The sequence below is a fragment of the Paenarthrobacter sp. NPDC089322 genome (assembly GCF_040684895.1).
GTDB lineage: Bacteria > Actinomycetota > Actinomycetes > Actinomycetales > Micrococcaceae > Arthrobacter.
This window is the reverse complement of record NZ_JBFBGW010000001.1, coordinates 233733-250890: the sequence shown is the minus strand read 5'-3', so window position 1 is coordinate 250890 and position 17158 is coordinate 233733. Positions and strand designations below refer to the sequence as shown.

Below are 17158 nucleotides of genomic sequence, written 5' to 3'. Positions count from 1 at the left end.
GGCCATCGGGACTACTTTCGGCGACGTCTTCGTTGCAGACACCGAAGCCGGGTGCTGGAGGCTTCCGCAGCGGAAGCCGGTTGGTTTAGCGCTTGACGGCGTCCAGCTTCAGCATTTTGGCGATGACATTGTCGAGCTCGGAGTCGTCGAAGATCTTCTTCCAGTCGTCCTTGATGATGGTGTCCTTGCCGTACTGGATGGCAATTTCGCAGGCTTCGGAGAACGGGTTGGATCCGCGGAGGGCGTTGGTGAGGGCGATCTGCACGTGGCCGAAGAGCATGGCCTTGGCAGCTTCCTCGGGAACGCCGACGGTGTGGACGGTCTCATGCAGTGCTTCGTTGAGGAGGGTGCCGATCATGCAGGCCACGGTTTCCACGAGGGTGGGTTCCAGGACGGCGAGCTGGTAGACGGTGACCCAGTGGACGTCGATGACGGGGGCGTAGATGGTGCGGATGACGGCTTCGGCTGCTTCTCGCGTAGCTGTGGGCGCGTCCTCGTCGATGGCTGCGACCACGTTCTGGGGTGCGCCTTCGCCGCCGAAGGTATCGGCCCATTCTTCCTTGGTGGTGCGCTCCAGGAACACGGACGGGTGGCACGGGTGGGCGACGGCCTGGACGACGTCGTCGCGCTTGGCCAGCAGGCCGGCGTAGGCGGCGGCGGGGTCCAGGGTGAGGAGGATCGCGCCGGACTTCATCTGGGGGACGACGCCTTCGGACACGACGCCCAGGACGGTGTCCGGGACAGCGAGGATCACGACGTCGGCGCCCTTGACGGCGTCGTCGGTTGCGGTGATCTCGCGGCCTTCGGCCTGGATGCGTTCCTGGCCGGCGGGGGAATTCTCGCTGTAGAAGACGGTGTGGTTGGACTTCTGGAGGTTACGGGAAACGCGCATTCCCATCTTGCCTCCGGCTCCGATGACGGCGACGGTCAAAGTTTCTGCTGACATTTCACTTGCTCCTTAGGAAGTCGAGGCTTTGTTGGGTCCACTGGTTTTCGAGGCGGATGGTTTCTGCTTCGGTGTCCTGCCAGGGCAGCCAGTGTTCGACGATTTGGTTGATGTTTCTGGTTTTGGGCTGGATTTTTTCGACCATGTAGTCGTAGTCGAGGAGTCCTTCGCCGAGGGGTGCGCCGGAGTACGTGAACCCGACCCATCCCTGTTTGCGGCTGAACGCAAAGTCTTTGATGTGCATGTTCAGGACAAAAGGCTCGACGGCGTCAATCACCTGCCGTGGCATCTCCAGCGCAGCGACGGTGTTGGCCGGGTCGCTGCAGATGCCCAGGTACGGGCTGTTGACGGTGGTGATGACGTCGAGGATCCGTTGCGTGGGCACCTGTTCGTAGGTCTCGACGGCGATCCGTACACCGGCTGCCTCGAAGTCGGGAAGCACGTCGGTGAAGATCGCGACCGCCTCTTCGTTGGTGGGGGTGTGGCCGGGGACGTTGAACATGGTCCGCAGAATGTCCGAGCCGAGGATTCCTGCGATGTTCAGGAACTTCCGCAGGTGCTCCGGGTGGATGCCTTTCGTCCCGACCTCAAGGGTGATCCCCAGCTGGTCCGCGGTCGTGCGGACGGCGGCGAGGTCGTCGTCGTCCATGGTTTCCAGGGGTGCGTAGTCGCAGATCTGGAACAGGTCCACGCCCAGGTCCGCGGCGCGTCGGAGGGTGTCGTGGATACTCAGCGGGTTGCTGACCTGATCCGAGAGTTGCCAGAAAAACGCGTAGCTGCTGAGTCCGATCCTGCTGCTCATGCTGCGACCTCCTTGGTGACCTCGAGACGGGCGGCGGTTTCGTCCAGGATGGTCTTCAGCGCGGCGGGGTCGTGCGCGAAGCGGCCCAGGAACAAACCCGCGACGGCGGTGTCCAGTTCGGTGACCAGACCCGGTCCGGCGCTCCCGCCGTAAATAACCCGGCTGGTTTCCTGGCCCGGCAACGAGCGCAGGTGCGCGTCGAGGCCGCGGACAACGGCGCTGATGTAGCCCGGGGTTGCCGGTTCGGGTGCGCCGATGGCCCACTGCGGTTCATAGGCGACGATGGTCCGGCCTACGGTCCCGGCCGTTGCGGCCCGGTGGAGGGCGGCGTCGATCTCGGCGGTGCACTGGGCGATTGCTTCCTCGGGGGACCCGGCAGTCGATTCGCCGACGCAGAGCACGGGGGTGAGGCCGTTGCGGTACGCGGCTGCGGTCTTACGGCCGATGATCTCATCGTCTTCGCCGAAGATCCGGCGGCGTTCGGCGTGCCCGACCTCCACGTACCTTCCGCCGAGCTCGGCCACGGTCTTGCCGCCGACTTCGCCGGTGTAGGCGCCCTGGTCTTCCCAGAAGATGTCCTGCGCTCCGGTGCCCACGCGGGCGGGTCCGAGGATCCGGGCGGCTTCGGGCAGGGCGGGCAGGATCGGCAGGACAAACAACTCGATGTCGCCGTTCTGCACCGCGGGATGCTTCAAGGCGATCGTGGCGACGTCGCGGCAGTAGTCGATGGAGCGGGAGTGCCCGAAGTACATTTTCAGGCTCACCCCGATCACGGCTTTGGCAGCAACGGAATTAGCAGCTGGTGACACCTTCGTAGTCCTTAATCAGGGTGACTTTTTCTGCCGAGGCGGAGGTTTCGTCGAAGGTGTAGGTGAGCCATTCCTTGGCCAGTCGGCGGGCCAGTTCGAGGCCGATGACGCGCTGACCCATGGTGAGGACCTGGGCATTGTTGGAAAGGATGGAGCGTTCCACGGAGAAGGAATCGTGGGCGGTGACGGCGCGGACGCCAGCGACCTTGTTCGCGGCGATCGCCACACCCAGGCCCGTTCCGCAGACCAGCAGTGCACGGTCTGCCTTGCCGGCGGCGATCAACTCAGCAGCGGCAATGGCGACGGACGGGTAGGGGGTGTGGGAGGTCGCGTCCACCCCGACGTCGGTCACGGACTCAACGCGCTCGTTCGCTTCCAGGTCTGCCTTGAGGGCTTCCTTGTAGTCGAATCCGGCGTCGTCCGATCCGATGACCAGGCGCAGTTTCTCGCTCATGCGTTCTCCTTAACAATGTTCTCTACGGCTGCGGTGTTCTGAAGCAGGGTGTTGTGGATGGCCCGGATGATCAGGGCCATGGAAACGGCTCCGGCGTCCGGGGTTCCGAGGCTCTTTTCGGCGTGCGGGCGGGCACGGCCCATGAGGGGCAGCAGGTTCGCGGTGGCTTCGGCGGACTGTTCGGCGATACCAGCGGCAGCGCCCCAGGCATCCCGCAGCGGGCCGCCGTCGTTCACCGCCGCGGTGAGGGCGTCACTGAAGGGGGCCAGGACGTCCACCAGGGTCTTGTCGCCCACCTTGGCCTTGCCGAAGTCCATGATGGAGCGCTTCGCTTCGGCCACACCGGCAGCCACGGCGGCTGCGTTCGGCTTCTCAGCATCGCCCACGGCGTTACCGACCGCGCGCAGGGCCATGCCCCACAACGCACCCGAGGTGCCGCCGGCCTTGTCGGCCCACGCGTCGGCGGCCAGGTTCAGTACGGTCCCGGAACCTGCGCCGCGTTCGACGGCGGTCGCGGCCGCTGCTACGGCGGCGTGGATACCGCGTTCCATGCCGATGCCGTGGTCTCCGTCGCCGGCGATCGCGTCAATGCGGCCGAGTTCGGTCACGTTCGCGTCGATCACGGCCTTCGCCGCGTCCAACGCAGCCAGCACAGTGCCGGCTGAGGCTTTGGATTCGTCGGTGGCCTCAGGAATCACGGCCTGCTCCTCCACCAAGGCGAGTTCCTCGGCGTCGAGCGCTTGCGTTGTCACTGAACCACGGCGGAACGCCGGGGCGTCAGCGGGAGCCAGCCAGAGTTCCTCCAACTCCGAGTCAAGCCAGAACAGGGTCAGGGAGGTCCCGGCCATGTCGAAGCTGGTCACGAGTTCACCGACCTGCGGGTCCACGGCCACCACACCGGCCTCGGCCAACAGCTGCGCGACGCGGCGGTAGACCACAAAGAGTTCCTCGTACTTCACCGAACCGAGCCCGTTGAGGATCGGCACCACCCGGGCGCCTTCCACCGAGATGCCGTCCGGTACCTCTGCCAACAGGTCCTTGACCAGCAGCCCGGCGAGCTCATCCGCGGTCGGGACGTCGGTTTCGGCGATGCCCGGTTCACCGTGGATGCCCATGCCCACCGCCATACGCCCCTCGGGAACGGAGAAGAGCGGCTGGTCCGCACCGGGAAGGGTGCAGCCCGTGAACGCGACACCAAAAGACCGGGTGCGGTCGTTGGCACGGTTGGCGATCTCCACCACCGCGTCCATGGAGTGCCCGGCTTCGGCGGCAGCTGCGGCCACCTTGAAAACCGTCAGGTCACCGGCGATGCCGCGGCGCTTGTGCTTCTCCGCCAACGGGGCCGAAGAGATATCATCCGTGACGGCGATGCTGCGGCAATCAATGCCCTCGGCGCGAAGCTTGTCCTGCGCCTGGGTGAAGTGCAGGACGTCCCCGGCGTAGTTACCGTAACCGAGCAACACACCGCCGCCGTTGGAGGCAGCCTTGGCGACGTTGTAGACCTGCTGAGCCGAGGGGGACGCGAACAGATTTCCCATCGCCGCACCATGGGCCAGGCCCTGGCCCACCAAACCGGCGAACGCCGGGTAATGTCCCGAGCCGCCGCCGATCACCAAGGCGACCGTGTCCGGCGTCGAACGCGTACTGCGGGCAACGCCGCCGGAAACGCGCCGTACCCAGCGACCGTGCGAAGCGACGAAACCTTCGATCATCTCGTCAGCGAAGGCTGAGGGTTCATTGAACAAGCGGGTCATGCGGAGGCTCCTGGAGCTAAAAGATGGGAAATCTGTCCGGGTGTTTGGTTACGGCTCGGAGTGGTGACCGGCGCCCTGGGGGTCAAGTGCCTCGGCCGGAACGCCTTCACTCGACTTGCCACGGCGGCTGAGCGTCACCATGAGGATTGCCGAGAGCAACATAAAGCCGCCGACGACGAACATCGGAACCGTGTAGTTACCGGTCAAGTCCTTGAGCCAGCCGGTGATGTATCCGGCGCTGAAGCCGGCCAGGTTGCCAACGGTGTTGATCAGGGCGATGCCTGCGGCGGCTGCAGCGCCGGTGAGGAACTGGGTGGGCACGGTCCAGAAGTTGGGCAGGGCCGCGAAGATGGACATTGCCGTGATGGTGATGACCGCGATGGTTGCTGCCGGTGAACCTGCGAACAGAGCCAGCGGAATGCTGAGGCCGCCAACGAGCGCAGGTAGTGCAATGTGCCAGGTCTTCACGCCGCGCTTGGTGGCGTCCTTGGACCAGAAGTACAGGGCAAAGGCAGCCGGCAGGTACGGAATCGCCGTGATGAGGCCCTTCTGGAAGACGTCGAACTTGGTGCCGTAGAGGCCTTCGAAGCCGGCGATGATGGTCGGGAGGAAGAAGCCGAGGGCGTAGAGGCCGTAGATGAAGCCGAAGTAGATCAGGGAGAGCATCCAGACGCGGCCGTTCCCGAACACGGTGCGGACGCTCACATGCTTGTTGCTGGCGGCAGTCTGGTTCTTTTCCTTCTCCAGGGCGCCGGTCAGCCAGGTCTTTTCCTCTGCGGTGAGCCACTTGGCCTTGGCGGGGGAGTCGGCCAGGTAGAACCAGGCGATGACGCCCACCACGATGGCGGGAACCGCGACGCCGAAGAACATGAAGCGCCAGCCTTCAAGGCCGAAGAACACGCCGTGCTGCTGGATCAAAGCGCCGGCCAGCGGAGCACCGATCACCGTGGTCAGCGGCTGTGCCAAGTAGAAGAGGGCAAGGATCTTGCTGCGGTGCTTGGCCGGAACCCAGAGGCTCAGGAAGAGGATGGCGCCGGGGAAGAAGCCTGCTTCTGCAACACCCAGGATGAAGCGCAGGATGTAGAGCTGCTCAACGTTGCCTACCCACGTGAAGAGCAGTGACACGATGCCCCAGCTGACCATGATGCGGGCGAGCCAGCGGCGGGCGCCGAACTTGTGCAGGGCCAGGTTGCTGGGGACTTCCAAAAGGATGTAGCCGATGAAGAAGACGCCGGAGGCGAATCCGAACTGGGCTGCCGAAAGCGCGAGGTCGTTGTTCATGCCGTTGGGGCCGGCGAACGAAATGGCCGTGCGGTCCAGGTAGTTGATGAAGAACATCAGGGCGACGAACGGCACAAGCCGGATCGCCACCTTCTTAATAGCGGATTTCTCGACCACCGATTGTGTGGTGTCCACGTTGACTCCTAGATGTTGGTTCCCGCGGATCCTGCACTGGATGCGTCGGGCTGACTCGTGGCTTTGCCGGCTGGGGGTCCGGCAATACGAAGCTTGTGACTTAAACCATAGGCGCGGATTCTAAATTGGTCAACCGGTTGATGAGTTTTGGTTTTTTCGACTTGCGCGCCGCCATATTGGTCAGCCGGTTGCTACGCTGTGAAGGTGTCAGCGAACTCCGCCGCAGCCGCGGCCCATATGACGGCAGCTCTTGCGCCGATGGAGCAAGGCTCTGTTGTGTCCGAAGTGGCGGAACGGCTTTTGGCCTACTTCACCAGCGGCGATATCGCCCCCGGAACCCGCCTGCCTGCGGAGCGCCAGCTCGCCTCGTCCCTGGGAGTCGGGCGCTCGGCCGTGCGGGAGGCCTTGGCTGCCTTGGAGATTCTCGGAATTGTGATAGTCCGCCCCGGTTCGGGGACGTACTTGCGCGACGGCGTCTCCGAGCTTTTGCCGCGGACGCTTAGTTGGGGACTCATGCTGGGAGAGCCCAGGACCCGCGAGTTGGTTGAGTTGCGCAGCGGGCTTGAAGTCCAAGCGGTGGAGCTGGCTGCGGCGCGTGTCACCGATGAAGCCTTGGAACGCATGGGCGCCAACCTGGTCGCGATGGAGAAGAATCTCGACGATCTTGCCCTCTTCGTGGAGGCCGACGCTGCCTTCCATCGCGAGATCGCGAATGCTTCCGGCAATACCGTCCTCGAGGAACTCCTGCAAAGCATCCGCTCCCTGCTGCGCATCTGGGTGGACCGCGCCCTCACGGATGAAGGGCATGCCGAGGCTGCCCTCAAGGAGCACACGGCCATCTACGAAGCCCTCAAGTCGCGTGATGCAGCCGCTGTCTCGCAGACCATGCGCGCGCACATGGAAACCGCATCCCGCCGTCTCCTAGCCGGGTTCGACGCAGCGCAGTAGTGCCTCCGGCCGTTCGACTTGGCGGCTTTAGAGGGGCATAATAGTTAGCAGGGCTAATTAGCAACGCTAACTATTTGGCCCATCACAGAGTCCCAGGAGGCGCCCCACCCGTGACCGCAGCGCAGCAACCAACCAAAACCGGCAGAAAAGCCACCACAACCGTGCAGGAAAACGCCGGGATTCAGCCTGACGCCTTGGCCATTGACCTGCGAACCGCCGTGATGCGCACGTCGCGCAGGTTGCGGATCGAAGCCACCGGTGACGTCATTACGCCCGGACAGTACACGGTGCTCGCGCAACTCGCGATCTCCCCCCAAACGCTCCGGGAACTGGCCGAGAGGGAACACGTGCAGGCGCCGTCCATGACCAGAATCGTGAATGCGCTGACCGACCACGGATTCGTCTCCCGGCAAGCTCATCCCGGCGACGGTCGGCAGGTCCAGGTCAGTATTACCCCGGCCGGGGAAGGGGTCCTGGCCGAGGCCCGCAGCCAGCGAACGGCGTGGCTCGCCCAGCGAGTGGCAGGCCTGAGCGAGGAGGACCGGCTGACACTGAGCCGGGCGGCGCACATTATGCAGGAGATGAGCCGCAAATGAGCGCCATGTTCCGGGCCCTTGAGAACCCTAACTACCGGCTTTGGGCGGGCGGTGCCCTGGTTTCCAATGTCGGGACGTGGATGCAGAGAGTGGCGCAGGACTGGTTGGTCCTGACTGTCCTTACTGACCATTCCGGTACGGCGGTGGGCATCACCACCGCGTTGCAGTTCCTGCCGATGCTGCTGTTGGGACCCTACGCCGGGCTTTTGGCTGACCGGTACCGCAAGCGGGTGATCCTGCTGTGGACGCAGGCAGCGATGGGCGTCTGTGGATTGGCAATTGGCGTCCTGGTGGTGACGGGGGCCGCGCAGCTCTGGCAGGTGTACATCGCGGCCTTGGCGTTAGGACTTGCCGCAGCCATCGACGGCCCGGCACGCCAGGCGTTCGTGTCCGAGCTCGTTGGCCCGGACAAACTGTCCAACGCCGTCGCATTGAACTCTGCGTCGTTCAACAGTGCCCGGCTCACGGGACCTGCCATCGCCGGGGTGTTGATCGCCTGGGTCGGCACGGGCCCGGTGTTCCTGCTGAATGCAGCGAGTTTTGTGGCAGTCATTGTTTCCCTGCTCCGGGTGAAGAGCTCGCAGCTCCAGCCCAGCAAACCCGTGGTCCGAGGGAAACGCCAACTGGTGGAAGGCCTCAGCTATGTCCGGCAGCGCCGGGACCTGGTCCTGATCCTCACCATGGTGGGTCTACTTGGGGCCTTCGGCATGAACTTCCCTGTCACCAATGCGCTGATCGCGACTGCCGAGTTCGGCATGGGTTCTGAGGAATTCGGGCTCCTGGGATCCATTATGGCCGTCGGTACCCTGGCCGGTGCATTGCTCGCCGCCCGCAGGTCCCGCCCACGGTTGCGCTTCATGCTGGGCGGCGCCTTGATCCTCGGACTGTTCACCCTGGTGGCAAGTATCGCGCCATCGTTCTGGATCTACGCCGTGGTTCTTATCCCTGTGGGCTGGGCTTCCATCACTTTCCTGAACAGTTGCAACACCACCATCCAGCTGTCGGTTGAACCGCAGTTCCGGGGACGGGTCCTGGCGCTCTACCTGGCGATCCTCCAGGGCGGAACAGCATTGGGAGCGCCCCTCATGGGTTGGATCGGTACGGAGTTTGGTGCACGCTGGTCTGTTGCCGCAGGCGGCGCAGTGGTGCTGGTAACCGGCGTGGCAGCGGCAATCCTGGTAAGCCGGCGGAGCAGCCTGACCATCCGTCAACAGTTCCGCACGGCGTTTCCGCGGAAACGCGCAATCCAGCCCTCCTGAGGCCAAAGCCAACGCTGGTGAACGACGACGGCAGTCGCCGTTGCCGCGCAAGCCGCCACCCGCCGTCGTACTTTCCGGTTCCTGTAACGGACGGCTGCGCGGGGCGCGGACTATTGCCCGTCCGCGGACATCAGCCGCGCGATTTGGCTTGCCGCCCCGCTGCCCGGCGCCGGGGTGTAAACCACAAGATGCAGGTCCGGCCGGTCCGAGGGGGAGACCTGGTGGTGTTCCAGGTGCAGGACGCCGACGGCCGGATGATGGAAGAGCCGTTCGCGGGATTCGAAGCCAAGAATGTCGTACTGGTCCCAGCTTTCCTGGAATTCCGGGCTTGCTTCCTTGAGCCGCTCTACTTGGAACTTGATGTCGGGATCGCCCAGGCGTTGGCCCGTTTCGGCGCGGAACTCCGCCAGGAATCGCCGGCTGGTGACGTCCCAATCGGGGAGCAGATCCCGTACGTAGGGGTCCGTGAAGACGAGCCACAGCAGGTTCCTGTCAGCGGCGGGAACGGTGGCGATGTTTGGGTACAGCGCTGCGTACGCCTTGTTCCAGCCGGCCACGCCCCAGTCCGGGGAGAGCGCGTAGGAGGGGTTGGGATCCAAGGCATCGAGGAGCCGTTGCACGTGGGCGGGTGCGCTGCCGGCGACGGGTACCGACGACGCCGTGGATGCATAGCCGCCAAGGGACAAGACGTAGGCGAGCCCGGTATCGGACAAATGGAGCGCTCTGGCGATTGCTTCCAGAACCTGGCGGGAGGGGCTGATATCCCGGCCTTGCTCCAGCCAGGTGTACCAGGTGACGCTTACGCCGGAGAGGAAAGCGACCTCTTCGCGCCGCAGACCCCGCTCCCGCTTGCGGGCAAGCGCTGGAAGTCCGTAATCGGTGCGGAGCGCCTGGTCGCGGCGAGCCCTGAGGAAGAGCCCAAGTTCCTTGCGTCTGTCGGGATGGTGCACCCATAAATACTATTACTCTGGTACTCCTACTACTAGTATCAACACCGTCTTCCACCTGCATGCCAGGCAAAGCAGGATGGTAGTCATGCCTGCACTTCGCTCAAAGACAGTTACCCACGGCCGCAACATGGCTGGCGCCCGCGCACTCCTGCGCGCTTCCGGCGTCGCCAACTCGGACATCGGCAAGCCGATCATCGCCGTGGCGAACTCCTTCACCGAATTCGTCCCCGGCCACACCCACCTTGCCCCCGTGGGCCGGATCGTCTCGGACGCGATCCTCGCCGCCGGCGCTGTGCCGCGCGAATTCAACACCATCGCCGTGGACGACGGCATCGCCATGGGCCACTCCGGCATGCTCTACTCGCTCCCGTCCCGCGACCTGATCGCCGACTCCGTGGAGTACATGGTCAACGCGCACTGCGCCGACGCCCTGGTCTGCATCTCCAACTGCGACAAGATCACCCCGGGCATGCTCATGGCCGCGCTGCGCCTGAACATCCCCGTGGTGTTCGTCTCCGGCGGCCCGATGGAGGCCGGCCGCGTGACCCTGAGCGACGGTTCGGTGCGCTCCCTGGACCTGGTGAACGCGATTGCCGACGCCGTGGATGAATCCATCTCCGATGCCGACATCAACCTCATCGAAGAGAACGCCTGCCCCACCTGCGGTTCCTGCTCCGGCATGTTCACTGCAAACTCCATGAACTGCCTTACCGAGGCCATCGGCCTGTCCCTGCCGGGCAACGGCTCCGTGCTCGCCACCCACACCGCCCGGAAGGCGCTGTACGAGAAAGCCGGCGCCACCGTCGTCGAGCTCGTGAAGCGTTACTACGACGGCGACGACGACTCCGTGCTGCCGCGCTCCATCGCTACTGCCAAGGCTTTTGACAACGCCATGGCCCTGGATATCTCCATGGGCGGTTCCACCAACACGATCCTGCACCTGCTGGCCGCTGCCCAGGAAGCGGGGGTGGACTACGGCCTCGCCGAGATGGACGCCAAGTCCCGCCAGGTGCCCTGCCTTGCCAAGGTGGCCCCGAACGTCGCCAAGGACAAGACCTACTACATGGAAGACGTGCACCGCGCCGGCGGCATCCCCGCCCTGCTGGGCGAGCTGAACCGCGGCGGCCTCCTGCACAAGGACGTTCACTCCGTGCATTCCGCCGACCTGGACGGCTGGCTGGACGACTGGGACGTCCGCGGCGGCAAAGCCACCGAGGAAGCCCAGGCTCTGTGGCACGCGGCTCCGGGCGGTGTCCGGTCCTCCACCGCGTTTTCGCAGTCGAACCAGTGGACTTCCCTGGACACCGACGCCGAGGGCGGCTGCATCCGTTCCGTGGAGCACGCCTACTCCAAGGACGGCGGCCTCGCTGTGCTCCGCGGCAACATCGCCGTGGACGGCGCCGTGGTGAAGACCGCAGGTGTGGACGAGTCCATTTGGAAATTCGAAGGCCCGGCCATTGTGGCTGAGTCGCAGGACGAAGCCGTGGAAATGATCCTGAACAAGACCGTCAAGGAAGGCGACGTGGTGGTCATCCGCTACGAAGGCCCACGTGGCGGTCCGGGCATGCAGGAAATGCTCTACCCGACGTCGTTCCTCAAGGGTCGCGGCCTGGGCAAGAAGTGCGCCCTCATCACCGACGGCCGCTTCTCCGGCGGCACCTCCGGTTTGTCGATCGGGCACATATCCCCGGAGGCTGCCTCCGGCGGTGACATCGCCTTGGTTGAGAACGGCGACATCGTCAGCATCGACATCACGCAGCGCTCCCTCGAGTTGAAGGTTTCGGACGAGATCCTCGCAGAGCGCCGCGAGAAACTCCTGGTCAATGGCGGTTACAAGCCCAAGAACCGCGACCGCCAGGTTTCGCCGGCCCTCCGCGCCTACGCCGCCATGGCGCTCTCTGCGGACAAGGGCGCCGTTCGCGACGTCTCGCTGGTGGAGAACCTCTAGCTTCAACCGCGCAGGCACAACGCACGACGACGGCGGGTCACCCCGGTTCCGATAGGAGCCCGGGTGGCCCGCCGCTTTGCGTGTGGGAATCCGGCGCTTAGCGGTACCCGCCCGATACGGGCGGCAACGTCAGGCCTCCGTTGACTGCGGCGTCGAGCTTTTCACGGTCCAATTGCCAAACAACGGTGTCTCCATTCGTGGGACCCGTGAAGGTGAACACCGGCCGGGCATTGTCCTGCAACCAGTCCAGGAGTTCCGGTGCGGAGAAGCCGTAGCCCTCGCTCAGTTGTCTGCCTTGGGTAAGAACGTATTGGGCGTCCTGGTCCCGCAGGGAGAGCAACGACGGCAGGACTTCCCATCCCGCGTGCGGCAGTAAGGCGAATTCGCCGGTGACAGATGTCAGCCCCACTTTCGAGGATGCGTGTAATTCGGCGATCATCCAGTCCCTGGCCCGTACAAGACCGTCGTCAACCAGCGACCGGGCCTGGATTCCCAACGCGAGGCTGAGAAGGACCATGATGGCCGCAGCGGCTGCGACGGCCCACCGGATCCGGGGTCGCCACGCCACGAGCATCACGGCGGCCACGGGCGTCGAAATCAGCGCTGCCAACACCACGCAGTAGCCGAATTGTTCTTCTGCTGCGCCGAAAAAGACAGAGTAGACGCCCATGAGGCCCGTTAACACCGAGAACAACCCGATAGCCCGGCGGGGGGCCAGCGGTGAGGTGGAGATCACGACTCCGGACAGGATGGAAAGCCCCAAAAGCAGGTGACGCACGAATGGCTTTCACCCGCACGGGGCGAAAGATATCCCGCAGTAGAGCCACCCCGCCATGGCGCGTAGCCCTTCTTCGTTGGCCCGGCTAAGCTACTGACACCCGCGCGGGTTCAGCCAAGTGCCCGCCGGGCGGCGCCACAGGAAGAAGCCCCTTTGCTTGAAGCCCCCAGCATCCTGTTCTTCGCGGCAGGCCTCGCGGTCCTGGCTGCGGCGATCCTGCCCAAACTCCTGCTCCGGATGCCGTTGTCCATGCCCATGGTGTTCCTTGGCAGCGGGATCCTTGCCTTTGCGTTGCTTCCGGACCTGCCGGACCCCGATCCGGTCAAGTACGCCGACTTCACGATGCACTTGACCGAGGTGTGCGTCATCATTTCGCTCATGGGCGCCGGCTTGGCATTGGACAGGCCCTTCAAATGGCGGGGATGGTCCACCACCTGGCGATTGCTTGGCATCGTGATGCCGGTGAGCATCGTGGTGATGACCATGCTTGGCCTGTGGGTCCTGGGGTTGGGGCTCGCTGCAGCCCTCCTCCTGGGTGCCGCTATTTCACCGACTGACCCTGTGCTCGCGTCCGAAGTTCAGGTGGGCAAGCCCGCAGACACCGAGACGGACCCGGATGAGGATGAGGTCCGCTTTGCGCTGACGTCCGAGGCCGGGCTCAACGACGGACTGGCCTTCCCGTTTGTCTACCTCGCCATCGCGATCAGCCTGGCGGGTGTGACGCCGGAGGCAATCGGGCAGTGGGCTGCTTTGGATCTCGTGTGGCGCATGACAGCCGGCGTGCTGCTTGGCTTCGTGATAGGGAAGGTCCTCAGCCGTATCTTCTTTTCAGCCCCGGTCCGCAGTTTCCGTTTATCTGAGCATTCAGAGGGTTTCGTTGCGCTGGCTGCGACGTTCCTGGCCTACGGCGCCACCGAGATGATCGAGGGATACGGCTTCGTCGCTGTCTTCGTGTGTGCCCTGACCATCCGCGCCTCTGAGCGTCATCACGCCTACCACCAGGTGCTTCACAGCTATGTGGAGCAGCTTGAGCGTTTGATGACCATCGTGATCCTTGTTCTTCTTGGCGGCGCCATCGCCCGCGGAGTCCTGGACGGTATCGGCTGGGCAGAACTGCTGGTTGCCTTGCTGTTCCTGCTGCTGGTCCGGCCGGTGGCAGGTTGGCTGGGGCTGCTCCGCGGCAAGACGGGACCGCGGGAGCGCCTGGCGATCTCTTACTTCGGCATCCGGGGGATCGGCTCGCTGTTTTACGTGGCCTACGCATTGAGCCACGGAAAGTTCGACGGCGACGAACGCACCTTATGGGCGGTGGTCGCCTTGATTGTTGCCCTGTCCGTGGTGATCCATGGTGCCACGACAGCGCCGCTGATGGACAGGCTGGATAAGTTGCGTGTGACCAAAGCCCGGAAGAAGCACGGCGACGAGAGCAGGGCTCCGCATACTGCCGTCTAGCAGCCCGACGTCCAGTCCGGGGCTCGCTGGAATCATTTTTTCAGATGTATAAGCGCTGTTTTATTCGCTATGCAGATGCACTCCCGGTGGCGAGAATGAAGTAACCGTCATAGTAAAGGGCATCGCGGGTGCTCGCGGACGATGATGCCGCAAGTACGCCGCGCTGAGTTTAGGGAGAACACATGACAACCCAAGAGGTGGAAGTCCTCGTCGTCGGCGCAGGACAGGCCGGGGTGGCGATGAGCGAGCATCTGGGGAACCGGGGCATCAATCACGTGGTCCTTGAGCGCCACCGGATCGCCGAGCGCTGGAGGTCCATGCGGTGGGACTCCTTGGTGGCCAACGGGCCCGCGTGGCACGACCGCTTCCCGGGGCTGGGGTTCAGCAACCTCCAGCCCGGCGAGTTCGCTTCCAAGGAGCAAGTAGCGGACTACTTCGTCGACTACGCCCGGAAGATCGGTGCGCCCATCCGTTGCGGCGTGGACGTGACATCCGTACGAAGGAATGCCGGTGCTCCCGGTTTCCGGGTGGAAACCAGCGTGGGTTCCTACAACGCCCGCTACGTCGTGGCAGCCACAGGGCCGTTCCAGCGGCCGGTGATTCCCGCCGTCGTGCCGGAGACCGCAGCGCTGCTGCAGATGCACTCCAGTTCCTACCGCAACCCGGGCCAACTCCCCGAAGGCGGCGTGCTGGTGGTCGGTGCAGGGTCCTCGGGCGTGCAGATTGCAGCAGAAATCCAGCGTTCCGGCCGGCAGGTCTTCCTGTCCGTGGGTCCGCACGACCGTCCGCCGCGCAGCTACCGCGGGCGGGATTTCTGCTGGTGGCTCGGAGTTCTGGGCATGTGGGACGCATCTACTCCTCCACAAGGCGCAGAGCATGTCACCATCGCCGTCAGCGGAGCCGACGGCGGCCACACCGTTGACTTCCGCGAACTCGCCGCAGAAGGCATCACCCTGGTGGGACGGACCGAAGCGTACGACGGCGGGACCATGCGGTTCGCGGGCGACCTTCGCAAGAACATTGCCAACGGTGATGCCCACTACCTGCAGTTGCTGAACCAGGCTGACGCCTACGTTGAACGCAACGGGCTTGACTTGCCCGAGGAGCCTGAAGCCCGCGTCCTGCGCCCGGACCCGGAAAGCCTCAAAACGCCGATCCTCGAACTGGACCTTGAGACGGCAGGAGTGGCCTCGATCATTTGGGCGACAGGCTTCGTCCAGGACTACAGCTGGTTGCAGGTGGACGCGTTCGACCCCAACGGCAGGCCCAAGCAGCAACGCGGCGTTTCCACGGAACCGGGCATCTACTTCCTTGGCTTGCCGTGGCAATCCCGCCGCGGCTCCAGCTTCATCTGGGGCGTATGGCACGACGCCAAATACGTCGCCGACCAGATCGCCATCCAGCAGGGCTACCTCGCCCACAACGAGCAGGACGCCCTGGTAGGCGCCTGACCGTCACACCAAAGAGGACCATGCCACGGCGGCATGGTCCTCTTTGTTGTCGCCCCGAAAGGCCGTTGCCCCAAAAAAGCTCGACGGCGGCACCCGGGTGAGTGCCGCCGTCGAGCCGTTGGTGGGGAGCCTGGACGACCGGGCTCTGCCCGTGCTCAGCCGAGCCCGGCGAGCCTCTTGGCGGAGAGGGCGTCTTCCATCGCCTGCGGATCTAAGAGCCCGCGTTCGAGCACCAGTTCGGCTATCCCACGTCCGGTGGCCAGCGCTTCCTTGGCCAGCTCCGCGGCAGCTGCGTAGCCAATCAACGGTGCCAGGCCGGTGACCACGCTGATGGATTCGATCATGCGCTGCTGCAGCATCGCGGTGTTGGCAGTGATGCCGTCCACGCAGTGGGTCCTGAGCTGGCGGCAGGCGACAGTCAGCCAGGCTATCGACTCCATCAGGGAATCGACGATCACAGGCTCGAACGCGTTGAGTTGGAGTTGCCCGGCCTCCACGGCCATGGTCACCGTGGCATCGGCGCCGACAACGCGGAACGCCACTTGGTTGACCATCTCGGGGATGACCGGATTGACCTTGCCCGGCATGATGGACGACCCCGCCTGTACCGGCGGCAGGAAGATCTCAGCGAATCCCGTCTGCGGACCGGAGGAGAGGAGCCGGAGGTCGTTGCAGATCTTGGACAGCTTCACTGCCGCCCTCTTCAGCACCCCGGACACCAGCATGAAGACGCCGGTATCGCTGGTGGCCTCTACAAGGTTGCTCGCGGAGGCCAACTGCAGGCCCGTGATGGCGCTAAGCTCACGGATCACGGTTTCCGGATACCCGGCCGGTGCTGTGATCCCTGTTCCGATCGCAGTGGCGCCCAGGTTGGATTCGGCCAGGTGCGGCAGCAGTTCCCGGAGCCGGTGCCCGTCCTCGCGCAACGTCTCCGCAAAGGCGCCGAACTCCTGGCCCAAGGACATGGGTACGGCGTCCTGGAGTTGGGTGCGGCCGACCTTGATGACGCCGGCGAATTCGCTTGCCTTGGTTTCGAATGCCTCGATGAGCTTGCCGTGCTGGTCAAGTAGCCGGGCGAGCTCGAGGTGCAGGGCAATCTTGATCGCCGTGGGGTAGACGTCGTTGGTGGATTGGCTCCGGTTGACGTCGTCGATGGGATGCAGCACGGCGTAGTCGCCTTTGCCGCACCCCATGAGCTCCAAGGCGCGGTTGGCGATGACCTCGTTGGTGTTCATGTTGGTGCTGGTCCCGGCGCCGCCCTGAATCGCATCCACTACGAACTCGTCATCCCATAGGCCGTCCATGACCTCTCGGGACGCCTGCTGTATCGCAGAGGACTTGGCCGGTTCGAGGAGGCCGAGGCTCTCGTTGGCTCTCGCCGCAGCGCACTTGATGGCACCCAATGCCCGGATGAGGGATCGCAGGGTTCCGATGCTTCGTCCGCTAACGGGGAAGTTCTCCACCGCCCGTAGCGTGCTGATGCCCCAATAAGCAGCCCCGGGGACGTCGCGGTCCCCGAGGCTGTCGTGTTCCCGCCGCGAAGCCGCAGCGGCAAAAGAAGTTTGATGTGTCATGGTCCTTTTCCTGAACAGTAA

General features: G+C 64.4%; 15 protein-coding genes. 6 read left to right on the top strand and 9 right to left on the bottom strand.

Annotated elements, in window-relative coordinates:
• Positions 1-85: 85 nt before the first annotated feature.
• The 6 genes from AB0N65_RS01170 to AB0N65_RS01145 are packed head-to-tail and all read right to left on the bottom strand — an operon-like array spanning position 86 to position 6181.
• On the bottom strand, positions 86-946 hold the full coding sequence (locus tag AB0N65_RS01170) for a phosphogluconate dehydrogenase C-terminal domain-containing protein (protein WP_364156526.1): 861 nt from the start codon (positions 944-946) through the stop codon (positions 86-88).
• 1 nt (position 947) lies between these two features.
• Positions 948-1748: a TIM barrel protein gene (locus AB0N65_RS01165; protein WP_364156523.1), complete on the bottom strand. Its 801-nt coding sequence runs from the start codon at positions 1746-1748 to the stop codon at positions 948-950.
• Positions 1745-2557 (bottom strand): triose-phosphate isomerase family protein, encoded by an 813-nt coding sequence (locus AB0N65_RS01160; RefSeq protein ID WP_364156521.1) that lies wholly within the window; start codon positions 2555-2557, stop codon positions 1745-1747. Before AB0N65_RS01160 ends, AB0N65_RS01165 begins: the two co-directional genes overlap by 4 nt.
• Positions 2541-3011 (bottom strand): ribose-5-phosphate isomerase, encoded by a 471-nt coding sequence (locus tag AB0N65_RS01155; RefSeq protein ID WP_364156518.1) that lies wholly within the window; start codon positions 3009-3011, stop codon positions 2541-2543. The genes AB0N65_RS01160 and AB0N65_RS01155 overlap by 17 nt, the downstream gene beginning before the upstream one ends.
• The gene (locus tag AB0N65_RS01150; RefSeq protein ID WP_364156516.1) at positions 3008-4765 is read right to left on the bottom strand and encodes a dihydroxyacetone kinase family protein; all 1758 of its coding nucleotides are present in this window, start codon (positions 4763-4765) and stop codon (positions 3008-3010) included. Before AB0N65_RS01150 ends, AB0N65_RS01155 begins: the two co-directional genes overlap by 4 nt.
• 48 nt (positions 4766-4813) lie before the next feature.
• Positions 4814-6181 carry an MFS transporter gene (locus AB0N65_RS01145; protein WP_364156514.1) on the bottom strand — a complete coding sequence of 456 codons (1368 nt, stop codon included), beginning with the start codon at positions 6179-6181 and terminating at the stop codon, positions 4814-4816.
• Between the two features lie 204 nt (positions 6182-6385).
• Between AB0N65_RS01145 and AB0N65_RS01140 the strand changes: the two genes are divergently transcribed.
• From AB0N65_RS01140 to AB0N65_RS01130, 3 genes are all read left to right on the top strand, one after another.
• Complete coding sequence (locus AB0N65_RS01140; protein ID WP_364156511.1) at positions 6386-7129, top strand: FadR/GntR family transcriptional regulator; 744 nt, start codon at positions 6386-6388, stop codon at positions 7127-7129.
• A 221-nt stretch (positions 7130-7350) separates the two neighbouring features.
• Positions 7351-7725 (top strand): MarR family transcriptional regulator, encoded by a 375-nt coding sequence (locus AB0N65_RS01135; protein ID WP_364156997.1) that lies wholly within the window; start codon positions 7351-7353, stop codon positions 7723-7725.
• Complete coding sequence (locus AB0N65_RS01130) at positions 7722-8984, top strand: MFS transporter (protein ID WP_364156508.1); 1263 nt, start codon at positions 7722-7724, stop codon at positions 8982-8984. The genes AB0N65_RS01135 and AB0N65_RS01130 overlap by 4 nt, the downstream gene beginning before the upstream one ends.
• Before the next feature lie 110 nt (positions 8985-9094).
• Here AB0N65_RS01130 and AB0N65_RS01125 read toward each other — a convergent pair whose 3' ends face one another.
• Positions 9095-9934, bottom strand: a complete 840-nt coding sequence (locus tag AB0N65_RS01125; RefSeq protein ID WP_364156506.1) for a helix-turn-helix transcriptional regulator — start codon at positions 9932-9934, stop codon at positions 9095-9097.
• An 85-nt stretch (positions 9935-10019) separates the two neighbouring features.
• Between AB0N65_RS01125 and ilvD the strand changes: the two genes are divergently transcribed.
• Entirely contained in the window at positions 10020-11882 is a 1863-nt protein-coding gene (gene ilvD, locus AB0N65_RS01120; protein ID WP_364156503.1) for a dihydroxy-acid dehydratase, read from the top strand.
• 97 nt (positions 11883-11979) lie between these two features.
• Here ilvD and AB0N65_RS01115 read toward each other — a convergent pair whose 3' ends face one another.
• Complete coding sequence (locus tag AB0N65_RS01115; protein WP_364156501.1) at positions 11980-12660, bottom strand: hypothetical protein; 681 nt, start codon at positions 12658-12660, stop codon at positions 11980-11982.
• A 153-nt stretch (positions 12661-12813) separates the two neighbouring features.
• Between AB0N65_RS01115 and AB0N65_RS01110 the strand changes: the two genes are divergently transcribed.
• Positions 12814-14112, top strand: coding sequence for a cation:proton antiporter (locus AB0N65_RS01110; protein WP_364156499.1), 1299 nt, complete (start codon positions 12814-12816; stop codon positions 14110-14112).
• A gap of 182 nt (positions 14113-14294) precedes the next feature.
• Positions 14295-15563 (top strand): NAD(P)/FAD-dependent oxidoreductase, encoded by a 1269-nt coding sequence (locus tag AB0N65_RS01105; protein ID WP_364156496.1) that lies wholly within the window; start codon positions 14295-14297, stop codon positions 15561-15563.
• 155 nt (positions 15564-15718) lie between these two features.
• On the opposite strand, the gene AB0N65_RS01100 is transcribed toward AB0N65_RS01105, so the two are convergent.
• Positions 15719-17137: an aspartate ammonia-lyase gene (locus AB0N65_RS01100; RefSeq protein ID WP_364156493.1), complete on the bottom strand. Its 1419-nt coding sequence runs from the start codon at positions 17135-17137 to the stop codon at positions 15719-15721.
• Positions 17138-17158: the final 21 nt, after the last annotated feature.